This is a genomic window from Cellulosimicrobium sp. Marseille-Q8652 (assembly GCF_965112045.1).
Map to the genome: position 1 here is coordinate 1,391,480 of NZ_CBCOPS010000001.1, position 19,524 is coordinate 1,411,003.

Consider the following 19,524-nt stretch of genomic DNA (forward strand, 5'->3'; position numbering starts at 1 on the left):
TGTCAGCCCTGGGCGCGGCGCGAGCGCGCGAACGCGAGCGCCCCGAGGACCAGGCCCGCAGCCCCGAGCGCGAGGGCGACCCACGAGACGACGGGCGTGGCCGCGTCGTCGGAGGCGGCGTCCGTCGCCGTGCCGTCCTCCGCCGAACCCTCCGCGGCGACCTCCTCCGTCTCCGCCTCGGCGTCGGCCGCCTCGGTGGCCCCGGCCGAGGTCACCTCGAACGACGGAGCCGGCGACTCGAGGTCGTCGCTGCTCTGGCCGTCCGCGGGGATCTCCACCCACGCGGTCTCGCCCTCCTCGCACGTCTGGACGGTGGGGAAGTCGAGCGTCTCCCCCGCGGCGTCGGGCAGCTTGAGGGACAGCTCGAACGCGTCGCGGTACCCGTCCGGGACCGGGGTCTCGGCGGTGTACACGACCTCGGCGACGCGCTCGGTGTACTCGCCGCCGTGACCGTCGTCCACGGGCGTCTCGAGGTCCTCCATGACCTTCTCGACGTCCCACCCGGGGTGGACGGTGGGCGAGACCGCGAGGATCTGCTCGGGCATCTGGATCGCGACCTGGGTGGTCGCCGACTCCCCGCAGCCGTGCCCGAAGGCGAACGTGAGGACGGTGTAGGAGCCGGCGGCGGAGGTGCTCGGGCTCACGGTGACGTGGGCGGACGCGACGGTCGCGCCCGCGACGACGAGACCGGTGGTGAGGGTGGCGGCGCCGAGGGCGCGCAGGGACTTTCGCATGGGAGTGCCTTTCGGGAGAGACGAGGGGTGCGCGCGCGGGCACGACGTCGTGGCCCGCCGGGCGCGCGAGAACGGGACGCCGCGGTGGGCGTCCGGGGTCAGGCGACGGCCGGCGGCGCACGCCCGCCGACCGCCCCCGGGACGGGAGCGCGGCGGGGCGAAGGCAGACGGGCGCTGGTGAGCGGGACGGCCGCACCGACGACGACCGGGCGCGGGCGGCCGGGGATCCGCCGGCCGGACAGCCAGCTCCACAGGCGCCACAGGCACGCGTCGCCGTAGCGGAGCACGACGGCGAGGACCAGCGTGGCGAGGGCGTGCGCGCCGAGCATGCTCAGCACCTGGCCGGGGTCGTCGTGCCCGTGCGGGGCGGGCGCGGCGGTCGGGGACATCGCGGCGCACCGCTCGAACACCAGGTGCAGCACGACCTGGCCCAGGCCGAGCAGCGAGAGGAGCCGCGGGAGCCCGACCTCGCGGCGGGTGAGCGGTCGCACCGCGACCGCGGCGAGCGCGGTGAGGACGACGAGCGGGACCGCTCCGGGCGCGGCGCCGCCCGCGACGTCGTGGGAGACCAGGGACAGCGCGACGACGGCGACCGCGAGCAGGAGCGCGCGGGCGGCGCGGAGGGGCCCGGTCCCGGGCCCTGCTCCCGTGGTCGTCATCGACCCGCTCCTCTCGAGGACGTGGGCGCGTCGTCGCGTCCGGGTGCGCCCCGAACGTACCGACACTTCTGGCGGCGGTCAATCAAAAGTGGCCGCGCTCCGTCGCGGCGGGCCGGGGGCGCGGGAGGCCCCCGGCGCGGCCGTCAGGACCGGGGGTCCTGCGGCGTGCCGCCGCGGCGGCGCAGCACGAGGACCGTGGCGACGCCCGCGACGGCGAGCACCGCGACGGCGCCGACGACGATCGGCAGGGCGGTGCTCCCGGAGCCGTCGGCGACCGCGTCGTCGGCCGTCGCGGAGTCCCCGGCCGCGTCAGGGTCGCCGGCGGTCGCGGAGTCCCCGGGCGTGCTCTCCTCGGGCGTCAGGTCCTCGGAAGGAGTGCTCTCCGACGGCGCGGGCTCGGCCGCAGGCTGCTCCGCCACCCCGAAGGAGAGCGTGCCCTCGATGGGGTGGCCGTCCGACGAGACGACCCGCCACGCGACGGAGTACGTGCCACCCGTGAGGGCGGCGGCGTCGAGGGGCAGCGTCGCGTTCGCACCCTCGATCGTCGGGGCGCCCTGCGCGACGACGGTCCCGGCGGCGTCGGTCACGACGACCTGCGGCTCGACGGCGAGGGGCTCGGTGCTGAAGCTCAGGGTGATCGCGGCGGGCGGGGCGTCGAGCTGCGCGCCGTCGGCGGGGTCGGAGCCGACGAGGCGGTCGTGCGCCTGCGCCGGCAGCGCGGAGGCTGTCGCGAGCACCGCCGTGATGCCGAGCGCCGCGAGCAGCGCGACGATCGCGGTGACGAGTGCCGACACGGGCCGGCGGAGGGCGAGGGTCCGTGCGGCAGGCCGGTGGGCGGTGGTGGTGCGTGCAGGAGACATGGTGAGAGAGCTTTCCGTCCGAGGCGCGGCGGTGCCGCTGGGGTACCCGGTGGTCCGGCGTGCGCCGGCACGGCCTCGTCGGGAGTCGCGCGAGCGCGCGACCGGTGGGTCTAGGCAGGGGTCCCGACGAGCCGGAGCGCGACCGGCGGCCCCCGCGTCGGCGCGGTCGACGGGTGGCGCGTCGCCGGGCGGCGCGTCGACGCGGCGGGCACGGCGATCGCCCGGCGCGACACCGCCACGACGACGGGGACGAGCAGGGACGCGCGCGGCGTCAGCCACGCGCCGAGCCGCTCGAGCGCCCGCTCGCCGCGCGCGAGGACGACCGCGAGGACGAGGGTCGCGACGGCGTGGGCGGCGACCATCCACACGCCGGGGAGCACCGAGGCCGACGACGACGCGAGGTGGGCCGACGACGCGAGCCCCGCCCCGGCGTCGGGCAGGCCCGCGCCCGGGGAGCACACGAGGACCGCACCGTGCCCGGTGTGGCCCGCCCCCGCTGACGGGCCCGCGGGGACGCACGTCGCCACGCCGTGGCCGAGCGTGTCGAGCGCGACGTGGAGCCCGAGCTGGGCGGCACCCAGGACGCCCACGAGGCGCGGGACGGTGAACCCCGCTCGCGCGGCGAGCATCGTGCCCGCGAGCGTGGACGCCGCGAGCGCGGCGAGGACGAGCGGGTCCGGGAGGTGGCCTCCGCCGACCGCGTGGGCCGCGGCGCTCAGGGCGAGCACGAGGGTCGCCACGAGCGCGGCGCGCGTCGCGCGCAGCGGACCGGTGACCGGGGAGAGCACGGGGCCACCCTAGCCGCTCGCGTCAGGCGGGGGCACCGTCCCCGCGGCCCGTGGCCCGGGCGTCGGAGGTGTCCGGCGCGTCGCCCCCGTCCTCCGGCGCGACGCGCGCGTCGTCCCGTGCGCCCGCGACGTCGCGGGGCACCACCGCGCCGGGGTACGACCCGATCAGCGCCCGCGCGGGCAGCAGCCGGTCCAGCCCCACGAGCACGAGCCCGAGCACGAGGAACCCGGCGCCGTAGAGGACGACGTTGACGAGCAGGCCCGTCCAGCCGAGCGCGTCGAGGTCGACGAACCCGTACGGGTACTCGCTCCCGGGGCTGACGAAGCCGCGGATCGTCGTGAAGGCGAAGTACGCGAGGGGGTAGAGGAGCCACTGCGCCGCGGTGAGCCCGCGCAGGCGCCGGTGCGGGGTGAGCAGCAGGAAGTCGGCGACGACGGCGAGCGGGATCACCTCGTGCTCGATCTGCCCGTCCGTCAGCCCGAGGAAGACCGCCGGCGCGCCCGGGTCCTCGGGCGCGAGGACGAACCACGACACGAGCCCCGTGATCGCCGCGAAGAGCGTCACCGCCCCGGTGAACCACGCCGGGGGCTGCGGTCGCCGCAGGAGGGAGGCGAGCCCGGCCCACGCGAACGCGACCGCGACGAGGAAGCAGGTCTGGTTCGTGAAGTAGACGAGTCCCTCGACGTCGCCGTCCCGCCAGATCGCGCGCGTCCCGACGAGCGCGAGGACGACGAGGAAGAGCCGGAAGATCCCGACGACGACGTGCATGCGAGCTCCTTCGCGCGCGGTCCGTTCACGAGCCGGTCCGGCCGCCCGGGGCGACCGTCCCGCACTCCGAGCCTAGTCCCGCGGGGACGCGCCGCGGTGCACCGGCACGGCCACGCTTGCCCGGGGCGACGGGGCCATGATGGACCCATGACGACCTCATCGAGCACCCGGACCACCCCCCGCACCGCGCGCGCGACCGTCGCCGTGACCAACGGCTACGTCGTGCCCGTCGCGTCCCCGCCGATCGAGGGCGGGACGGTCCTCGTCGAGGACGGCGTCATCACGGCCGTCGGCACGGACGTCGCGGTGCCCGACGGCGCCCGCGTCCTCGACGCGCGCGGCCGGTGGGTGCTGCCCGGGTTCGTCGAGGCCCACGCGCACATGGGCGTCATGGAGGAGGCCGAGGGCTGGGCCGGCAACGACACCAACGAGATGACCGACCCGAACGGCTCCGCGCTGCGCGCGATCGACGGGATCAACGTCGAGGACGAAGGCTTCCGCGACGCGCTCGTCGGCGGCGTGACGTCCGCCGTCGTGAAGCCCGGCTCGGGCAACCCGATCGGCGGGCAGACGGTCGCGATCAAGACCTGGGGCGGGCGGACGGTCGACGAGCAGGTGATCCGCGAGGCCGTGTCGGTGAAGTCCGCGCTCGGCGAGAACCCCAAGCGGGTCTACGGCGACCAGAAGAAGACGCCCTCGACGCGCCTGGGCGTCGCGAAGGTCATCCGGGCCGCGTTCGTCGACGCGCAGAACTACGTCGCGAAGCGCGACGCCGCCGCGGCGAAGGGCGACCCGTTCGACCGCGACCTCGGCAAGGAGACGCTCGCGCGCGTGCTCGCCGGCGAGCTGTACTGGGACCAGCACACGCACCGCGCCGACGACATCGCCACGGCCCTGCGCCTCGCCGACGAGTTCGGCTACCGGCTCGTCCTCAACCACGGCACCGACGGCGCGGCGATCGCCGACGTGCTGGCCGAGCGCGACGTCCCGGTGATCTTCGGGCCGATGTTCACGTCGCGCTCCAAGGTGGAGCTGCGCGACCGCGCGATCGCGAACCTCGGCGTGCTCGCCCGCGCGGGCGTGCGCGTCGCGATCACGACCGACCACCCCGTCGTGCCGATCAACTTCCTCGTGCACCAGGCGTCGCTCGCCGTGAAGGAGGGGCTCGACCGCGACGTCGCGCTCCAGGCGCTCACCGTGAACCCCGCGCAGTTCCTCGGCCTCGACGACCGCGTCGGGTCGCTCGCACCGGGGCTCGACGGCGACGTCGTCGTGTGGTCGGGCGACCCGCTCGACGTCACCGCGCGCGCCGAGCACGTGCTCGTCACCGGCACCGAGGTCTACACGTGGGACGCCACGGCGAACGGCGGGCGGGGGGCGGGCCGCGTCGTCGAGCGCGCCGAGCGTTTCGCGCACTGAGCGGCCGACGACGCGCGCCGAGCGCCGCGGCGCCGGTTCGCCTGGCGCCGCGGCGCTCGCGGCGGGACCATCGCAGCATGCGAAGCGCACCACGTGCCGCCCTGCCTCTCGCCGCAGCGAGCGTCGCCGTCGCCCTCGTGAGCGCGTGCAGCGGCTCCGGACCGGGCGAGAAGGACACCACCTACGACTCCGTCGCGGACCTCGAGAGCTCCGCGAAGACCGCCGGGCTGACGTGCCTGTCGTTCACGGAGATCGACTCCGGCTCGCCCGACGTCGAGACCGCGACCTGCGACGACACGGCCCTCCTCGCCGTCTTCGCGGACGACGTCGCGGAGGAGGACTTCGTCTCGATGCTGCCGCCGACGCCCGAGATCGAGGGAGAGGCGGTGCTGGTCGGCCCCAACTGGGCGATCCAGGGCGACGTCGACGACCTCGAGGAGACGCAGGCCGGCATCGGCGGGGAGATGCTCTCCGACCGGTGACCCGGCGAGACGTGCCGTGGGGGTCGCTCCCGCGGTCGTCGCAGCGCGGTCAGGCCGACGTCGCGCACGCGACGCACGTCCGCGCCGTCGGCCGGGCCTCGAGGCGCGCGGCGGGGATCTCGCGCCCGCACGACGCGCACGTCCCGTAGTCGCCGGCCGCGACCCGGGCCAGCGCGGCGTCGACCTCGTCCGCCCGCGCCGCGGCGGACCGCGCGAGGGCGTCGACCTGGGCGCGCTCGAACGCGATCGTCGCGCCGTCCGGGTCGTGCTCGTCGTCCGCGTTCGAGTCCCGCGAGGCCTCGACGATCTCCGCGACCTCGCCGCGCAGGGCACGCAGGCGGGCCAGCGCGTCGGCGCGCTCGGCGAGGAGGCGCTCGCGCACGGCCACGAGGTCCAGGTCCGTCACGTCGTGGGCAACGCCGCGGCGGCCCGCGATCGTCCCGCTACGCCGCGGCGGCGGTCTACGACGTCGCCGCACCCCTCAGTCCGACGTCGTCTGGAGAACCACAGGCACTGCTTCGTGATGCTCGACGAGCTCCACCAGGCCCCGCGGCCACGCTCCGCCGCGGCCCCGCTGCGGGCGAGATCCAGCAGGGGGCGAGTCGTCCAGGCACCGTGCTGCGCCGGGTTCGCCGCGGTGAGACGTGCGTCCAGGGGTCGCCGAGTGCGGCACGCGGTGTCACTCTGAATGCAAGCATCGCCAACGATGGCGTGGTCCGCGCGAGAGAACCTGGCCCATGGGAACGACTTCCTGGCCACAGGGGGAACGCAATGCGACAGGCACAGAGCGTGAGCTGGACCACCTCCAGGAGGCGACACACGGCGTCGGGGCTCACGGCCTCGCTGGCCGTCGCTTCCCTGCTGGTGATCGGTGCGGTGGCCCCTGCGGGAGCGGAACCGGCGCCCGCGGCGGAGCCGAGCAGCACGGGGGCTGCGACAGACCCCACCGCCACGCCGGAGTGGACCGAGTCTCCGACCGACCCAGCAGACCCTGCGGTCCCGGACCTGGCCGGCGAGCCGCCCGCCGCGGAGAGCCCGTCGCCCGGGGACGGACCCGTCACGCCGCCGGCCGAGCCCGCCCCGGCCGAGACGACGGCCGCGCCGGACACGGACGAGGTGCAAGGACCACCCGTGCCGGACGCCGAGGCGACGGAGACGCCGGACGAGGCCGAGGAGCCCGTCAGCACACCGTTCCTGGTTCCCCCGGCGACAGGCAACAACGCTGTCGTCACGGTCAAGGTGGGCGGTGACCGCACCAGCCTGGTCGCGGTCGGGCCGTTGGCCGGGGTCACCCTCCAGCTCTACAACGGCGTCGGCGGGCCCACGACCCCTGTCGCCGACGCATGGGCCACGTGCGTGTCCGACGCCGACGGCGACTGCTCGTTCGTCGTTCCGAACACGCAGGTCGGGGGTGCGAACCGGGACCGCCGGTTCTGGGTGGTCCAGGCGGGGGTGCCGACGGACTGGTACGAGAACCCCGACCTCGGGACCGGGGGCGCCGGCGGCACGGTCACTCCGTACGACTTCCGGACAGGGACCCAGCTCCGGTCCGGCACGACCTATACGTCGCAGGGATCGTTCATGCTCGGCACGGGCAACGCGAACAACGTGGCCTCGGGCGGCATCTGGCAGAGCTCTCGCGTCAACCCGACGTTCCCCGCACAGTGCGGGATCGACGTGGCGCTCGTGCTCGACCTCTCGGGCTCCGTCGCCGGCGACCTGCCGCAGCTCAAGGCCGCGGCGAACCAGTTCGTGGACTCGCTGACCGGCACGCCCTCGAACGTCGGGCTCTTCACGTTCAGCTCGCTCGCGCCGGCGGCCGGCAACCCCAACCTCTCGCTCACACCCGTTTCGACCGCCGCGAGCGCCCAGAACGTGAAGAACCGCATCAACTCCTACACCGCGGGCGGTGGCACCAACTGGGACCGGGGGATCTACCAGGTGGCGGCCGACGCCAACACGTTCGACGTGGCGGTCGTCCTGACCGACGGCAACCCGACCTTCTACGGCAACCAGGAGGGTCCGGGGAGCTTCACGCGCCTGCGCGAGGTCGAGAACGGCGTCTTCAGCGCCAACGCGGTCAAGGCCGACGGGACCCACCTGGTGGCATTCGGTGTCGGGGACGGGATCGAGAACGCGGGGAGCGGCCTGAACCTGCGGGCCATCTCCGGAGAGCTCGCCGGGACGGACTACTTCCAGACCGACGACTACCAGGACGCGGGGAACCAGCTCCGCGAGCTCGCGCTGGGCAACTGCGAGGGATCGGTCTCGATCGTCAAGCAGGTGGTCCCGTCGGGCGCCCCGGCCGGCACGACGGAGGGGGCCGAGCCCGCCGGCGGGTGGGAGTTCATGGCGGAGACCCAGTCCGGGGACGTCACGGTCGACGCTCCGAGCTCCGTGACGACGGCCGCTGAGACAGGTGCGGCGACGTTCGCCCTGTCGTACCCCACGTCGACCTCGTCGGGCGTGATCGGTGTCATGGAGACCCCCCAGAGCGGTTTCACCCTTCAACCGGTGGATGGCGACAACGCGGTCTGCACGAACATCGCGACCGGCGCCCCGGTCACCGTGACGAACAGCGGGGCGGTCGGTTTCACGGTCCCCGTAGACCCGACGACCGCCGTGACGTGCACGGTCTACAACCGGGCCCCGAACCCCGTCGCCTCGCTGACGCTCAGCAAGGAATGGGTCATCAACGGTCAGACCTACGCGGACGGCGACCAGCCGCAAGGGCTCTCGGCGTCGGCGTCGATCGCCGGGACCCCCCAGGGATGGGGCGTGCCGCGCACCGGTCTCCAGGCGGGTCAGACCCCCACGATCGGCGAGCAGACGACGGTGATCCTTACCCAGTGCACGCTCGACGCGACCGAGGTGACGGACTTCAACGGCACCGAGCTCTCGGAGACGCTGCCGTACTCACCTACCCTCGTGGCGGGGAGCAACACCGCCACGGTCACGAACACCGTCACGTGCACCAGCCGCCTCACGCTCGCCAAGCTCGTGCAGGGCGGGGACGGGGACGACGACCCGGCGCCCACGGACTGGACGCTCGACGCGGTCGCCCCCTCGGGGGCGCTCCCGGGTCCCGGCGGTGTCACCGGGTCGCCGGAGGCGACCGCGGAGGTCACGCCCGGCGTGGTCTACCCGCTGAACGAGTCCGGCGGCGACGTCAACTACGCCCAGGCGACCGGGCCCAACGCGGTCCCGATCCCCGGTTCGACCGCGAGCTGGTCGTGCGTCGAGCTCGCCGCGGACGGCGCCACGGTCATCCCGGGATTCGCCGACGGCCTCAACGGCGGCGTCAACGTGCCGTTCGGGCGCTGGATCCGATGCACCGCGGTCAACCAGACTGCGACGCTCGACCTCCGCAAGGTCGTCGAGAACTCCTACGGCGGGACGGCGGAGCCCGAGGACTGGAGCATCACGGCGACGCCCACCGGCACCTTCCCCGCAGGTCTCCAGGCGCAGACCGTCACGGGCTCCACTGCCGGCACCACGATCAACGTGCGCCCCGGCGTGGCGTACCAGATCACGGAGTCGGGGACACCTGTGGGCTATGTGCAGCAGAGCGCCGACTGCGTGAACGACGCGGGCGCGCCGCTCAACGGGACGACGGTCACCCTCCAGGCGCTGGACACGGCGACGTGCACGTTCACCAACGAGGACCTGCCGGCCCGGTTGACGCTCGTCAAGGAGGTCGAGGCCGGGACGACCGGAGCCACCGAGGTCCCTGCGAGCTGGACGCTCACCGCCTCACCGGACGGCATCGTCGGGCAGGCGGAGGTCTCCGGCAACGGCGACCCGACGAGCGCGGGTGGTGTCTCACAGGTCGAGGTCTTCGCCGGGACGTACGACCTCACGGAGTCCGCAGTCGCGGGCTACACGGCGGGGGCCTGGAGCTGCACGGGGGCGACGGTCACCGGTGCCGCCGTGGCGATCGAGTCCGGCGCGGACGTGACGTGCACGATCATCAACCGCGCCCAGCAGTCGACCCTGACGCTCGTCAAGGACGTCGACAACGGGACGACCGGTGGGACGTACGAGCCGTCCGACTGGACACTGACCGCGGCCGGCCCGACGGTCGTCTCGGGTGCGTCGGGGTCGGAGGTCGTGACTTCGGCCCCCGTCGCGATCGGCGACTACGAGCTCTCCGAGGAGGGCCCGGCGGGGTACACGGCCGACCCGTGGACCTGCACAGGGGGGACCTTGGAAGGATCCACCTTGACCGTCCCGCTCGGCGCGGACGTGACGTGCACGATCCTCAACACCGCCCAGCAGCCGTCGCTGACCCTGGTCAAGGAGGTCGTCAACGACGACGGCGGGTCGGCGGAGCCCGCCGACTGGACGCTCGAGGCCGACGGGCCGACGCCGCTCAGCGGCGTCAGCGGTGACCCTGCGGTCACGGGAGCGGACGTCGAGGCCGGCGACTACGCGCTCTCCGAGACGGGCGGCCCGGCCGGATACGAGGCGTACGACTGGACGTGCGAGATCCCCGGCGTCGACGGCGGAGCCGCCACACCCGTGGCCGTGACAGACGGGACGGTCCAGGTCGACGTCGGGCAGACGGTCGTCTGCACCGTCGTGAACGACGACCTCCCAGCGCCGTTCACGGTCGTGAAGTCGAGCGACCCGGGCAGCGGCGCGACGGTCCTGCCGGGCGACGTGATCACGTACACCGTGACCGTGGAGACGGTCGGCGAGGGGTTCGACCCGGACGTCGTCATCACGGACGACCTTGCCGAGGTGCTGAACGACGCGGCCCTGGTCGAGGGCAGCATCGAGCCCTCGACGGGCGGTGCCGTGCTCACGGGGACATCGCTCGTCTGGACCATCGGGAACCTGGTCGACACCGAGACCATCACGTACCAGGTGCGCGTCAACGACGGCGCGTACGGGGTCACCCTGACCAACGTGGTCACGGCACCGGGCGCCGAGCCGTGCGTCGAGCCAGAGCCGCCCGTCGAGCCCGAGGTGGCGCCATCGGCGTCCACCCGCTCCCCGGACGCGACTGCGCTCACGGCCGACGTGGCGGCGGCCGTGGCGCCCGCGCCCGCCGCGCTCGCGGTCGTGGACCCGGCGGAGGCCTGCCGCACGACGTCCCACGTCACGCCCGCGTGGACCCTCGCGAAGACGAGCGACCCGACGACGGGCTCGACGGTCGTGGCGGGCAGCGTCATCACCTACACGCTGACCGTGACGAGCACGACCGACGCCGTGGTCAGCGGGGCCGTCGTGACCGACGACCTGTCTAGGGTCCTGCAGTACGGGACCCTGGTCTCGCAGCCTCTGGGGACCACGCTCTCCGGGACGACGCTCACCTGGACCGTGCCGGACCTCGAGGCCGCGGGAGCGACGACCCAGATCTCTTACCAGGTCCGGCTCTCGCCGCGCGCTCACGGCGTGACGGTCACCAACGTCGCGACGCCGGGCCCAGGCGGCGGGTGCGTCTCGTGCGGCACGACGCACAAGGTCCCGCCCGTGGCCGCGGCACCGCAGCCGGGTCTGCCGGCCACCGGAACCGATGTCGCCGTCGTCCTCACGGCCGCGCTGCTACTGATGCTCCTCGGAGGGTTCCTCGTGACGGTCCGCCGACGCCGGGCGAACCCTTCGCTGTGATGTCCAGCGAGGCTGGTCAGCCCGCTGATCGGTGGCCGGTAGCCGATCGCGCCGTGGAGTCTGCGGTGATCGTCGAGGTCGAGCCGCCCAGGTAGGGCGGCCCCATGGCGGGCGTGGTGAGGTCCTTGCAGCAGCGCGTGAAGGCTCTGCTCGTCGTCCTGCTGCGGCGGCCGGACCGTGACCTGGACGGCGTGCGGGTGGTGGAGGTCGAGCGTCGTGTGCGGCTCCTTCCAGGGGTCTGGCGTCCGGGAGCGCACGGCCGTCTAGGGTGAGGGCCGGCAGAGATCGTCGCGGGAGGGATGTCGGATCGTGCGTGACGGACGCGCTGCGGGTCTTGTCGTCCTCGGCGGCGCCCTCGGCACGTCGGCCCGCGCCGGCCTGGAGGCGGCGTTCCCGCCCACCGTGGGCGGTTGGCCCTGGACGACCTTCGCGATCAACGTCGTCGGCTCCCTCCTCCTCGGGGTGCTCCTCGGGGCCCTCCAGGCATCCGGCCCCGACGACGGGTGGCGGCGCCGGGTGCGCGTGCTCGTCGGGACCGGCGTGGTCGGCGGGTTCACCACGTACAGCACGTTCGCTCTCGAGGTCGACCGCCTGGTCGGGGCGGGCCACGGGGCCCTCGCCGTCGCGTACGCGCTCGTGAGCGTCGTCCTGGGCGTCGTCGCGGCCGGGGCCGGGATCCTCCTCGCCGGCACGCTCGGGCGCGGCCGTGCAGCGGGCCGCGGATGACCGGGCTCCTCGCCGCGCTCCTCGTGGCCGTGTGCGGCGGCCTCGGTGCGGCGGCACGGTTCCTGGTCGACGGTGCCGTCGCGCGCCGCGTCCCGTCCGCGACACCGCTCGGCACGGTCGTCGTGAACGTCAGCGCGTGCCTGCTGCTCGGCCTCGTCACGGGGTGGGTCCTCGCGCACGCCGGTCCGGACGCGCTCGCCGCCGCCGTGGGCGTCGGGTTCCTCGGTGGCTACTCGACGTTCTCGACCGCGAGCGTCGAGGGTGCGCGGCTCCTGCTCGACGGACGGCCCGCGGCGGCGGTCGTGCACGCGCTCGGGATGCTGGGGGCGTGCCTGGGCGCGACGGCGCTCGGTCTCGGCGTCGGAGGTCTCGTCTGAGCGGCCGGTGCGACCGCCGTGACGCCGACCAGGGGTTCCACGCGCCGGATGCGCATGACAGCGGCCCCCCGTGATGGAAGAGTGGCACCGCCCGGCGGAGCCGGGGTCACCAGGGGAGGACCCATGAGCACGACGTCGACCGTCGTCCGCTTCGACGCCTTCGGCGGTCCCGAGGTGCTGCGCGTCGCCGCGGAGGACGCGGCGGAGCCCGGCCCCGACCAGGTCCGTGTCGCCAACCGCGTCGTCGGCGTGAACCCCGCCGACGTCAAGCGGCTCGCCGGTGCGTTCGGCGGGAGGGTTCCCGGGGTCCTCGGGTTCGAGGCGGCCGGCGTGGTGGACGCCGTGGGGGCCGACGTCGAGGGGTTCGCGCCCGGCGACGAGGTCGTGTGGCACGGCACCGGCGCGCAGCGGGAGCTCTCGGTCGTGCGGGCCGACCACGTGCGGCGGCGACCGCCGTCGGTTCCCGCGGAGCAGGCCGCGGTCCTGCCGGTCGCGGCCGCGACGGCGTTCTCGGCGCTCGTGCAGGCCGACGTCGGCGAGGGGGACGTCGTGCTGCTGCACGGCGCGAGCGGCGGCGTCGGCTCCGCCGCCGTCCAGGTCGCGCGCGCGCTCGGCGCGCGGGTCGTCGGCACGGCGTCCGCCGTGAACCACGAGTACGTGCGCAGCCTCGGGGCGACCCCGGTGGCTCACGGCGCGGGACTGGTGGAGGCCGTCCGCGCGCTGCCGGACGGGTTGGCCGAGGTGAGCGTCGTCGTGGACCTCGTCGGGACGCCGGAGACGGTCGCCGCCACCGTCGAGCTGCTCGGCGACGACCTCACGGTGGCCGACCCCGACGAGCCGCCGCGGGCCGTCACGATCGTCGGGTCGGACGCGTCGCGCGCCGCGGGGATCGTCGACAAGGTCGACGCCCGGGGAGCGCTCGACGAGGTGCTCGCCCTGGCGGAGGACGGCCGGCTCCGCGCGGAGATCGCCCACCGGTTCCCGCTCGCCGACGCCGCGGAGGCGTTGCGCGTCGTCGCGGGCGGCCACGTGCGGGGCAAGGTCGTGCTCGAGGTCGCGGCGGACGGCGACCGGGTCGCGGCGGACGGCGAGACCGGGACTGCCGTCCCGGTCCTGTGACGCTGGGCACAAGCGACCGGCGGCTCCCGCAGGATCTCGCGGATCCGCGGCTGCGCGCACGCCAATCTCCTTGCACCGCGAGCCGCAGGCGGTGTCCAATCCTTAGCATGCGTAAGTACCTGGCCGCTACCGCGGCGCTCTCCTGTGCCCTCCTCCTGGCGTCCTGCGCGTCGACGACCGACCCGTCGAGCGACGACGCCACCGCCACCACCGACGAGACCACGACGACCGAGACCGAGGCCCCCGAGCCCACGGTCATCGGCATCGCGCAGTCCTGCGCCGGGTTCTACGACGGCGGCGAGAACTCGCTCGCCACGCGCGTCGACGAGACCCTCCCCCTGACGACCGCCGAGGTCACCGAGGAGAGCGGGGTCGAGCTCGCGACCACGCGCGACAAGATCGCCTCCGTCCAGCGCTTCGCCGACGTGGAGCTGCAGGAGAACCTCAACGGGATCAAGGCACCGTTCGAGGCCGCGCTCACCGGCGCCCCGGTCGAGACCGACGGCGTCCGGCCCGCGCTCGACGGTCTTCGCGAGCAGTGCACCGAGGCCGGGTACGCCTTCGCGTCCTGATCCCTGCACGCCGCGGTCCGAGCGCCCCGTCCCCTCCGGGACGGGGCGCTCTCGCGTCGCCGCCCGTCACCGCCCGGTGAGATGCGACCATCCGGGCCGCTGTCCACCATGAAGGTCCACGGGCCCGCCCGGGCCCTCCGACGGAGGTGACGCACCATGGGGATCGACGACCTGAAGAACAAGGCGTCCGACGCGCTGGACAGCGACAAGGGCGAGAAGGCGTCCGACACGGCGCTCGACAAGGGCGGCGACGCCGCCTCGAAGGCCACGGGCGGCAAGCACGACGAGCAGATCGACCAGGGCACGGACCGCGCCGACAAGGCCGTCGGCCAGGGCTGACGCCGACACCCGAGGCCGACGCCGTCGCGCGCCGGCCGCGCCGGACGGGTCCGGTGGCTGCACAGCCACCGGACCCGTGCCACGATCGGCGCATGCCCGTCGTGGAGTCCTCGCTCGTCGTCCCCGTCGACCCGGAGACGGCGTTCGCCGTCTCGCAGACCACGGGCGACGTCCGGCTGCGCTGGGACCCGTTCATCCGGCACCAGCGGTTCCTCGACGGCGCCACCGCGCCCGCCAAGGGCGTCCGCACGCTCACCCGCCACCGCACGGGACTGACGATGGTCAGCGAGTACGTGTCCTACAACCCGCCGACGAACGTCGGCATGCGCATGGTCCGCGGGTCCTGGTTCTTCGAGAACCTCGCCGGAGGCTGGCGGTTCGCGTCCGACCCGTCGGGCGGCACGCGCGCGACGTGGCGCTACAGCTTCCGCTGCCGCCCGAGGTGGCTCGCCCCCGTCGCGGAGCGGGTCGGGTCGTGGGTGCTCGGGCGCGACATCGACCACCGCATCGCCGGGTTCGCGCGCGGCTGCGCCGACCCGGTCGTGCTCGCAGCGGTGCGCGAGACGAGCTGACCGGCAGTCGCGAGGACGCGGCCGCCCCGGAACCGCGCTCGTCCGGGGCGACCGCGTCGTCGGCGTCAGCGTGCGCCGGCCGCCACGGGCTCCTTGTCGGTCGCGGCGCCCGACGGCGTCGCCTCCACCGCGGTCGCGTCGCCCTCGACCGGGGCGTCGTCGTCCGCGAACAGGTCCTCGGCCGACGCCGACTCGTACTGCTCGACGTCGAGGATGCCCTCGCGCTTGGCGACGATCGTCGGCACGAGCGCCTGGCCCGCGACGTTGACGGCCGTGCGGCCCATGTCGAGGATCGGGTCGATCGCGAGCAGCAGGCCCACGCCCGCGAGCGGCAGGCCGAGCGTCGAGAGCGTCAGCGTGAGCATGACGACCGCGCCGGTGAGGCCGGCGGTCGCGGCCGAGCCGACGACCGAGACGAACGCGATGAGCAGGTAGTCGGTGACCGACAGGTCGACGCCGAAGATCTGCGCGACGAAGATCGCCGAGATCGCGGGGTAGATCGAGGCGCAGCCGTCCATCTTGGTGGTCGCGGCCAGCGGCACGGCGAACGACGCGTACTCGCTCGGCACGCCGAGGTTGCGCTCGGTGACGCGCTGGGTCACGGGGAGCGTGCCGATCGACGACCGCGAGACGAACGCGAGCTGGATCGCGGGCCACGCGCCCTTGAAGTAGCTCGTGATCTTCAGGCCGTTGGTGCGCAGCAGCACCGGGTAGACGACGAACAGCACGACGGCGAGGCCGACGTAGATCGCCGCGGCGAACCAGGCGAGCGAGCTGAGCGAGGTCCAGCCGTACGTGGCGATCGCGTTGCCGATGAGGCCCAGCGTGCCGAGCGGCGCGAGGCGGATGATCCACCAGAGCACCTTCTGGATGATCGCGAGCGCGGAGCGGTTGAACGCGAGGAACGGGTCCGCCTTGGAGCCGGACTTGAGCGCCGCGATGCCGATGACGAGCGCGACGACGAGGATCTGCAGCACGTTGAAGTTGACCGACGTGGTCGCGGTCACCGCGCCGTCGGCCGCGGTCTCGACCTGCGTGCCGGCACCGAGGCCCAGCACGTTGCCCGGGATGAGGCCGGTGAGGAAGTCGAGCCACGTGCCGGTCTTGCCCGGCTCGGCGGCGTCGTCGAGGGAGACCGACGCGTGGTTGCCGGGCTGGAAGAGGAGACCGAGCCCGATGCCGACCGCGACGGAGATGGCCGCGGTGATCGCGAACCACAGGAGCGTCTGGCCGGCGAGGCGCGCGGCGTTCGTGACAGTCCGCAGGTTGGCGATCGACGCGACGATCGCGGTGAAGATGAGCGGCGGGACGATCGCCTTGAGCAGCGTGACGAACGAGCTCCCGATCGTGGAGAGCGTCGTGGTGAGGCCGTTGGGGACCTCGCCGTCGGCGTCCTGCGGGCCCATCGCGAGGGCGATGCCGCCGAGCACGATGCCGAGCGCGAGGCCGATGAGGATCTGGGCGCTGAACGACGGGAAGCGGCGCCTGCGCTTCGCGGGGGCCGGCGCCGAGGGCGTGGCCGACGCGGCGACGTCGTCGCGGCCGGCGGGAGCCTGCGCGGGGGGCTTGGAGGGGGTCGAGGACACGGAGGGACCTTTCGGTGCTCGGTGGCACGGGCGCACGGCGCGACCGCACCCGGAGGAGGGGGCGGGGGACGTCGTCGCGGGCGTTCCGGTGTCAGGCCGAGGACCACCCGGGCGACCCGGGCTCCTGACACGCGTGCGGGCGCGCCCGGAGGTCAGGAGCAGGGGTCACCGGGGTGGCCCGTGGATCTGACGGGTGCGCGGCGCAGCGTCGGCGCGATGGCCGGGGAGCGTCAGCGACGACGACGGGTCAGCGACACAGAGCGCTGGCGACTCGACGGAGGTCGACGTCGCGGCGCTCGGTGAGGTACCAGGTCGGCACGCTGACGGACACGGAGGTGTCTCCCGAGGTTCGGCGGTTCGCGGAGTGCGCTGCGGGCAGATGGTCGCCCGCGGCACCTGATCGTACTCGTCGGTGGGCAACACCTCGCCACGCCGTCTCATTCCCGGGGGTCGCGTGGACGTGACGCCGGCGTGCGGGCGACGGCGTCGGCCCTAAGGTCGGGACCATGCGCAAGAGGGTGACGGGAGCGGCGGTCGCAGCCACCGGCACGTGGACCGACCCCGACGGCGTGCGGATGCCCGCCGGGGAGGTGCACGCCTGGGAGCGTGGCACGAACTCGACCGTGTGCGGTCTGCAGCTCAGCCGCCAGGGGCTGGTCCGCTTCCCGCACGTCACGTGGGCCGACGCCCAGCCGGCGACCGGCCGGGACGCCGACGCCGTCTCGTCCGTGTGCCGCCGCTGCTCGGCCGGCACGGGGGCGCGCCGCGACGACAGGCCGTGGCGCCGGGTCGACCCGCGTCCTTGAGCCGCCGGGCCTGAAGCCCGGCGGCTGGGCCGCCGGTGCTCAGCCCTGGTTCGGCGCGTCGAGGAACGCGCGCATGAGCGGGCCGGCGGTCGCGGAACCGCCCTCGCCGGTCTCGACGAACACGGCCACGGCGAGATCGCCCTGGGTCGCGATCATCCACGCGTGCGACTGGTTCCCGTCGCCGTACTGCGCGGTCCCCGTCTTCGCCCCGACCTCCTCGGGCAGGTCGGCGAGCATGTCCGCGGAACCGTCGGTGACGACGGCGCGCATGAGGCTGCGCAGCGTCGCGGCCTCGTCCTCGGCGAGGTCGCCCGACGGCTGCTCGGCCGACGCGGGCTGCACGTCGGGACGTACGAGGACCGGCGCGACCCGGTGCCCGGCGGCGACGCTCGCCGCGAGCGTCGCCATCCCGAGCGGCGAGGCGAGGATCCGGCCCTGGCCGATCATCGACGCCGCGTGGTCGGTGCCCTCGGCCTCGGCCGGGACGTCGCCCCAGAAGGCAGCCGCCCCGAGCTCCGCCTCGACGCCGAGGCCGAGCGACGCCGCGGCGTCCTGCAGCGCCTGCTGGGTCACGGTGTCGCGCTGGCCGATCATCGCGGTGTTGCACGAGTTGGCGAACGCGGTGCGCAGCGGCACGTCACCGAGGGCGTCGGTCGGGTAGCCGGGCACGTTCTGGAACGTGCGCCCGTCGACCGTGATCTCCGGCGGGCACGACACGACCGAGTCGGGCGTGAGGCCCGCGCGGAGCATCGCGAGCGTCGTCGCGACCTTGAACGTGGAGCCCGGTGCGTACTGCCCGGTCGTCGCGGTGGACAGCCCGTCGCCCGCGGTGCCGCTCGCCGCGGCGAGCACCTCGCCCGTGGACGGCTTGATCGCGACGATCGCGCTGGGCGAGGTCTGCCCGGCGAGGACCTGCTCGGCGGCGACCTGCATCTCGGGCCGGAGCGTGGTGCTGAGCGGCACGCCCGCGACGGGCTCGACGGTGAACGCCTCCGTCGACGCCTCGTCAGGCGTGCTGCCGTCGGGGACGACCGTGATCGAGACCCCGGGCGTCCCGCGCAGCTGCTCGTCGTACTGGCGCTGCAGGCCCGACAGGCCGACGGTGTCCCCCGCGACGACCGCGCCGTCGGACTCCTCGACGATCTCGGCCGTCGCGTCCCCGACACGGCCGAGGATCGGACGGGCGAACTCGCGCGTCGGCGCGAGCGGCATCTCGTCGTCGATGACGGCGACGCCCTCGACGGCGCGTGCCGCGTCCACGTCGATGCCCGCGGTGTCCTCCGTGCGCACCGTGATCGCCTCGACGAACGCCTTCTCCCCGGCCCCCGCCACGCGCTGCGCGTACTCCTCGGGGTCGATCCCGACGACGCCCGCGAGGGCGCGTGCCGCTCCGTCCCACGCGCCGGCGGCGAGACGGGTCTTGTCCACGCCGATCCGGTGCACGGGGCGGTCGGCGACGATGGGGACGTCGTCGAGCCCCAGGATCTGCGCGCGCTCCGCCCGGACGCGGTCGACGGCGAGCCGGTCCCCCTGCGCGAGGCCGGGCACGAGCACGTCGGGCTCCCACGCCGCCTCCCAGCGGCCGGGGCCCTCCTCGCCCTCGGCGGGCTCGGCGAACGTCAGATCGACGTCGGTCGTGTACTCCCACGCGGCGTCGTCCGTGACGGTCCACCGGTACGCGAGGGTCGCCGTCGCACGCTCGTCGGCGTCGGAGCCCTCCTCGTCCACGGCCACGGCGTCGACCTCGACCGTGCGCTCGAACGACGCGACCGGCTCGAGGACGGCGTCGAGGTGCCCCTGCACGTTCTCCGCCTCACCGTTGGAGAAGGCGAGCCCGCTCACGTCGCCCTCCGCGATGCCCGCGGCGAGCGCCGCCGCCGCGTCCTCGGCGGTCGGGCGGTCCTCGGTGCACGCCGCGAGCGGGAGCGCGAGGGCCGGGACGAGCAGCACCGCGGCGACCCTCCGGCGGACCGACCTGGGACGAACGCGTGCAACCGTGCTCACCGGGGCTCCCCTGCGACGACCTGACGGGACGCGAGGGACGCTACCGCACGGCACCCGCGCGGCGGACATCCCGGTCGAACCGGCCCGGATCGTCCT

18 protein-coding genes are annotated in these 19,524 nt (G+C 74.6%); 10 read left to right on the forward strand and 8 right to left on the reverse strand.

Annotated elements, in window-relative coordinates; translation table 11 throughout:
* Positions 1 to 2: 2 nt before the first annotated feature.
* The 5 genes from ACWPWV_RS06035 to ACWPWV_RS06055 form a co-directional block, all read right to left on the reverse strand.
* Positions 3 to 734: a DUF1775 domain-containing protein gene (locus tag ACWPWV_RS06035; protein WP_454042025.1), complete on the reverse strand. Its 732-nt coding sequence runs from the start codon at positions 732 to 734 to the stop codon at positions 3 to 5.
* A gap of 98 nt (positions 735 to 832) precedes the next feature.
* Positions 833 to 1,393 (reverse strand): hypothetical protein, encoded by a 561-nt coding sequence (locus tag ACWPWV_RS06040; protein WP_454042026.1) that lies wholly within the window; start codon positions 1,391 to 1,393, stop codon positions 833 to 835.
* A 143-nt stretch (positions 1,394 to 1,536) separates the two neighbouring features.
* On the reverse strand, positions 1,537 to 2,253 hold the full coding sequence (locus ACWPWV_RS06045; protein ID WP_454042027.1) for a copper resistance CopC family protein: 717 nt from the start codon (positions 2,251 to 2,253) through the stop codon (positions 1,537 to 1,539).
* Positions 2,254 to 2,363: 110 nt separating this feature from the next.
* Complete coding sequence (locus ACWPWV_RS06050; RefSeq protein WP_454042028.1) at positions 2,364 to 3,041, reverse strand: hypothetical protein; 678 nt, start codon at positions 3,039 to 3,041, stop codon at positions 2,364 to 2,366.
* Positions 3,042 to 3,063: 22 nt separating this feature from the next.
* Positions 3,064 to 3,810: a Pr6Pr family membrane protein gene (locus tag ACWPWV_RS06055; protein ID WP_454042029.1), complete on the reverse strand. Its 747-nt coding sequence runs from the start codon at positions 3,808 to 3,810 to the stop codon at positions 3,064 to 3,066.
* A gap of 147 nt (positions 3,811 to 3,957) precedes the next feature.
* Between ACWPWV_RS06055 and ACWPWV_RS06060 the strand changes: the two genes are divergently transcribed.
* Positions 3,958 to 5,229, forward strand: a complete 1,272-nt coding sequence (locus ACWPWV_RS06060) for an amidohydrolase (protein WP_454042030.1) — start codon at positions 3,958 to 3,960, stop codon at positions 5,227 to 5,229.
* Between the two features lie 77 nt (positions 5,230 to 5,306).
* Positions 5,307 to 5,711, forward strand: coding sequence for a hypothetical protein (locus tag ACWPWV_RS06065; RefSeq protein ID WP_454042031.1), 405 nt, complete (start codon positions 5,307 to 5,309; stop codon positions 5,709 to 5,711).
* 49 nt (positions 5,712 to 5,760) lie between these two features.
* On the opposite strand, the gene ACWPWV_RS06070 is transcribed toward ACWPWV_RS06065, so the two are convergent.
* The gene (locus ACWPWV_RS06070; RefSeq protein WP_454042032.1) at positions 5,761 to 6,117 is read right to left on the reverse strand and encodes a TraR/DksA family transcriptional regulator; all 357 of its coding nucleotides are present in this window, start codon (positions 6,115 to 6,117) and stop codon (positions 5,761 to 5,763) included.
* Between the two features lie 725 nt (positions 6,118 to 6,842).
* Between ACWPWV_RS06070 and ACWPWV_RS06075 the strand changes: the two genes are divergently transcribed.
* From ACWPWV_RS06075 to ACWPWV_RS06105, 7 genes are all read left to right on the forward strand, one after another.
* On the forward strand, positions 6,843 to 11,327 hold the full coding sequence (locus ACWPWV_RS06075) for a DUF7927 domain-containing protein (protein WP_454042033.1): 4,485 nt from the start codon (positions 6,843 to 6,845) through the stop codon (positions 11,325 to 11,327).
* A gap of 309 nt (positions 11,328 to 11,636) precedes the next feature.
* A complete protein-coding gene (locus ACWPWV_RS06080) occupies positions 11,637 to 12,053 on the forward strand; it encodes a CrcB family protein (protein ID WP_454042034.1) in 417 nt (138 codons plus the stop codon).
* Positions 12,050 to 12,430, forward strand: a complete 381-nt coding sequence (locus tag ACWPWV_RS06085) for a fluoride efflux transporter FluC (RefSeq protein ID WP_454042035.1) — start codon at positions 12,050 to 12,052, stop codon at positions 12,428 to 12,430. Before ACWPWV_RS06080 ends, ACWPWV_RS06085 begins: the two co-directional genes overlap by 4 nt.
* Positions 12,431 to 12,553: 123 nt before the next feature.
* On the forward strand, positions 12,554 to 13,549 hold the full coding sequence (locus ACWPWV_RS06090; protein WP_454042036.1) for a quinone oxidoreductase family protein: 996 nt from the start codon (positions 12,554 to 12,556) through the stop codon (positions 13,547 to 13,549).
* Between the two features lie 107 nt (positions 13,550 to 13,656).
* Positions 13,657 to 14,121, forward strand: a complete 465-nt coding sequence (locus tag ACWPWV_RS06095) for a hypothetical protein (protein WP_454042037.1) — start codon at positions 13,657 to 13,659, stop codon at positions 14,119 to 14,121.
* Between the two features lie 156 nt (positions 14,122 to 14,277).
* A complete protein-coding gene (locus ACWPWV_RS06100; protein ID WP_454042038.1) occupies positions 14,278 to 14,460 on the forward strand; it encodes an antitoxin in 183 nt (60 codons plus the stop codon).
* A gap of 92 nt (positions 14,461 to 14,552) precedes the next feature.
* Positions 14,553 to 15,032: an SRPBCC family protein gene (locus ACWPWV_RS06105; RefSeq protein WP_454042039.1), complete on the forward strand. Its 480-nt coding sequence runs from the start codon at positions 14,553 to 14,555 to the stop codon at positions 15,030 to 15,032.
* Between the two features lie 65 nt (positions 15,033 to 15,097).
* On the opposite strand, the gene ACWPWV_RS06110 is transcribed toward ACWPWV_RS06105, so the two are convergent.
* Positions 15,098 to 16,618, reverse strand: a complete 1,521-nt coding sequence (locus ACWPWV_RS06110; protein WP_454042040.1) for a dicarboxylate/amino acid:cation symporter — start codon at positions 16,616 to 16,618, stop codon at positions 15,098 to 15,100.
* 506 nt (positions 16,619 to 17,124) lie between these two features.
* On the opposite strand from ACWPWV_RS06110, the gene ACWPWV_RS06115 reads away from it, so the two are divergent.
* Positions 17,125 to 17,424 (forward strand): hypothetical protein, encoded by a 300-nt coding sequence (locus ACWPWV_RS06115; protein WP_454042041.1) that lies wholly within the window; start codon positions 17,125 to 17,127, stop codon positions 17,422 to 17,424.
* Between the two features lie 39 nt (positions 17,425 to 17,463).
* On the opposite strand, the gene ACWPWV_RS06120 is transcribed toward ACWPWV_RS06115, so the two are convergent.
* Positions 17,464 to 19,374, reverse strand: a complete 1,911-nt coding sequence (locus ACWPWV_RS06120; protein ID WP_454042042.1) for a penicillin-binding transpeptidase domain-containing protein — start codon at positions 19,372 to 19,374, stop codon at positions 17,464 to 17,466.
* Positions 19,375 to 19,524: the final 150 nt, after the last annotated feature.

Coding starts and splice junctions, on each gene's coding strand:
- ACWPWV_RS06035 (WP_454042025.1), bottom strand. CDS start 734: ATGCGAAAGTCCCTGCGCGCCCTCGGCGCCGCCACCCTCACCACCGGT.
- ACWPWV_RS06040 (WP_454042026.1), bottom strand. CDS start 1,393: ATGACGACCACGGGAGCAGGGCCCGGGACCGGGCCCCTCCGCGCCGCC.
- ACWPWV_RS06045 (WP_454042027.1), bottom strand. CDS start 2,253: ATGTCTCCTGCACGCACCACCACCGCCCACCGGCCTGCCGCACGGACC.
- ACWPWV_RS06055 (WP_454042029.1), bottom strand. CDS start 3,810: ATGCACGTCGTCGTCGGGATCTTCCGGCTCTTCCTCGTCGTCCTCGCG.
- ACWPWV_RS06060 (WP_454042030.1), top strand. CDS start 3,958: ATGACGACCTCATCGAGCACCCGGACCACCCCCCGCACCGCGCGCGCG.
- ACWPWV_RS06065 (WP_454042031.1), top strand. CDS start 5,307: ATGCGAAGCGCACCACGTGCCGCCCTGCCTCTCGCCGCAGCGAGCGTC.
- ACWPWV_RS06085 (WP_454042035.1), top strand. CDS start 12,050: ATGACCGGGCTCCTCGCCGCGCTCCTCGTGGCCGTGTGCGGCGGCCTC.
- ACWPWV_RS06090 (WP_454042036.1), top strand. CDS start 12,554: ATGAGCACGACGTCGACCGTCGTCCGCTTCGACGCCTTCGGCGGTCCC.
- ACWPWV_RS06095 (WP_454042037.1), top strand. CDS start 13,657: ATGCGTAAGTACCTGGCCGCTACCGCGGCGCTCTCCTGTGCCCTCCTC.
- ACWPWV_RS06100 (WP_454042038.1), top strand. CDS start 14,278: ATGGGGATCGACGACCTGAAGAACAAGGCGTCCGACGCGCTGGACAGC.
- ACWPWV_RS06105 (WP_454042039.1), top strand. CDS start 14,553: ATGCCCGTCGTGGAGTCCTCGCTCGTCGTCCCCGTCGACCCGGAGACG.
- ACWPWV_RS06115 (WP_454042041.1), top strand. CDS start 17,125: ATGCGCAAGAGGGTGACGGGAGCGGCGGTCGCAGCCACCGGCACGTGG.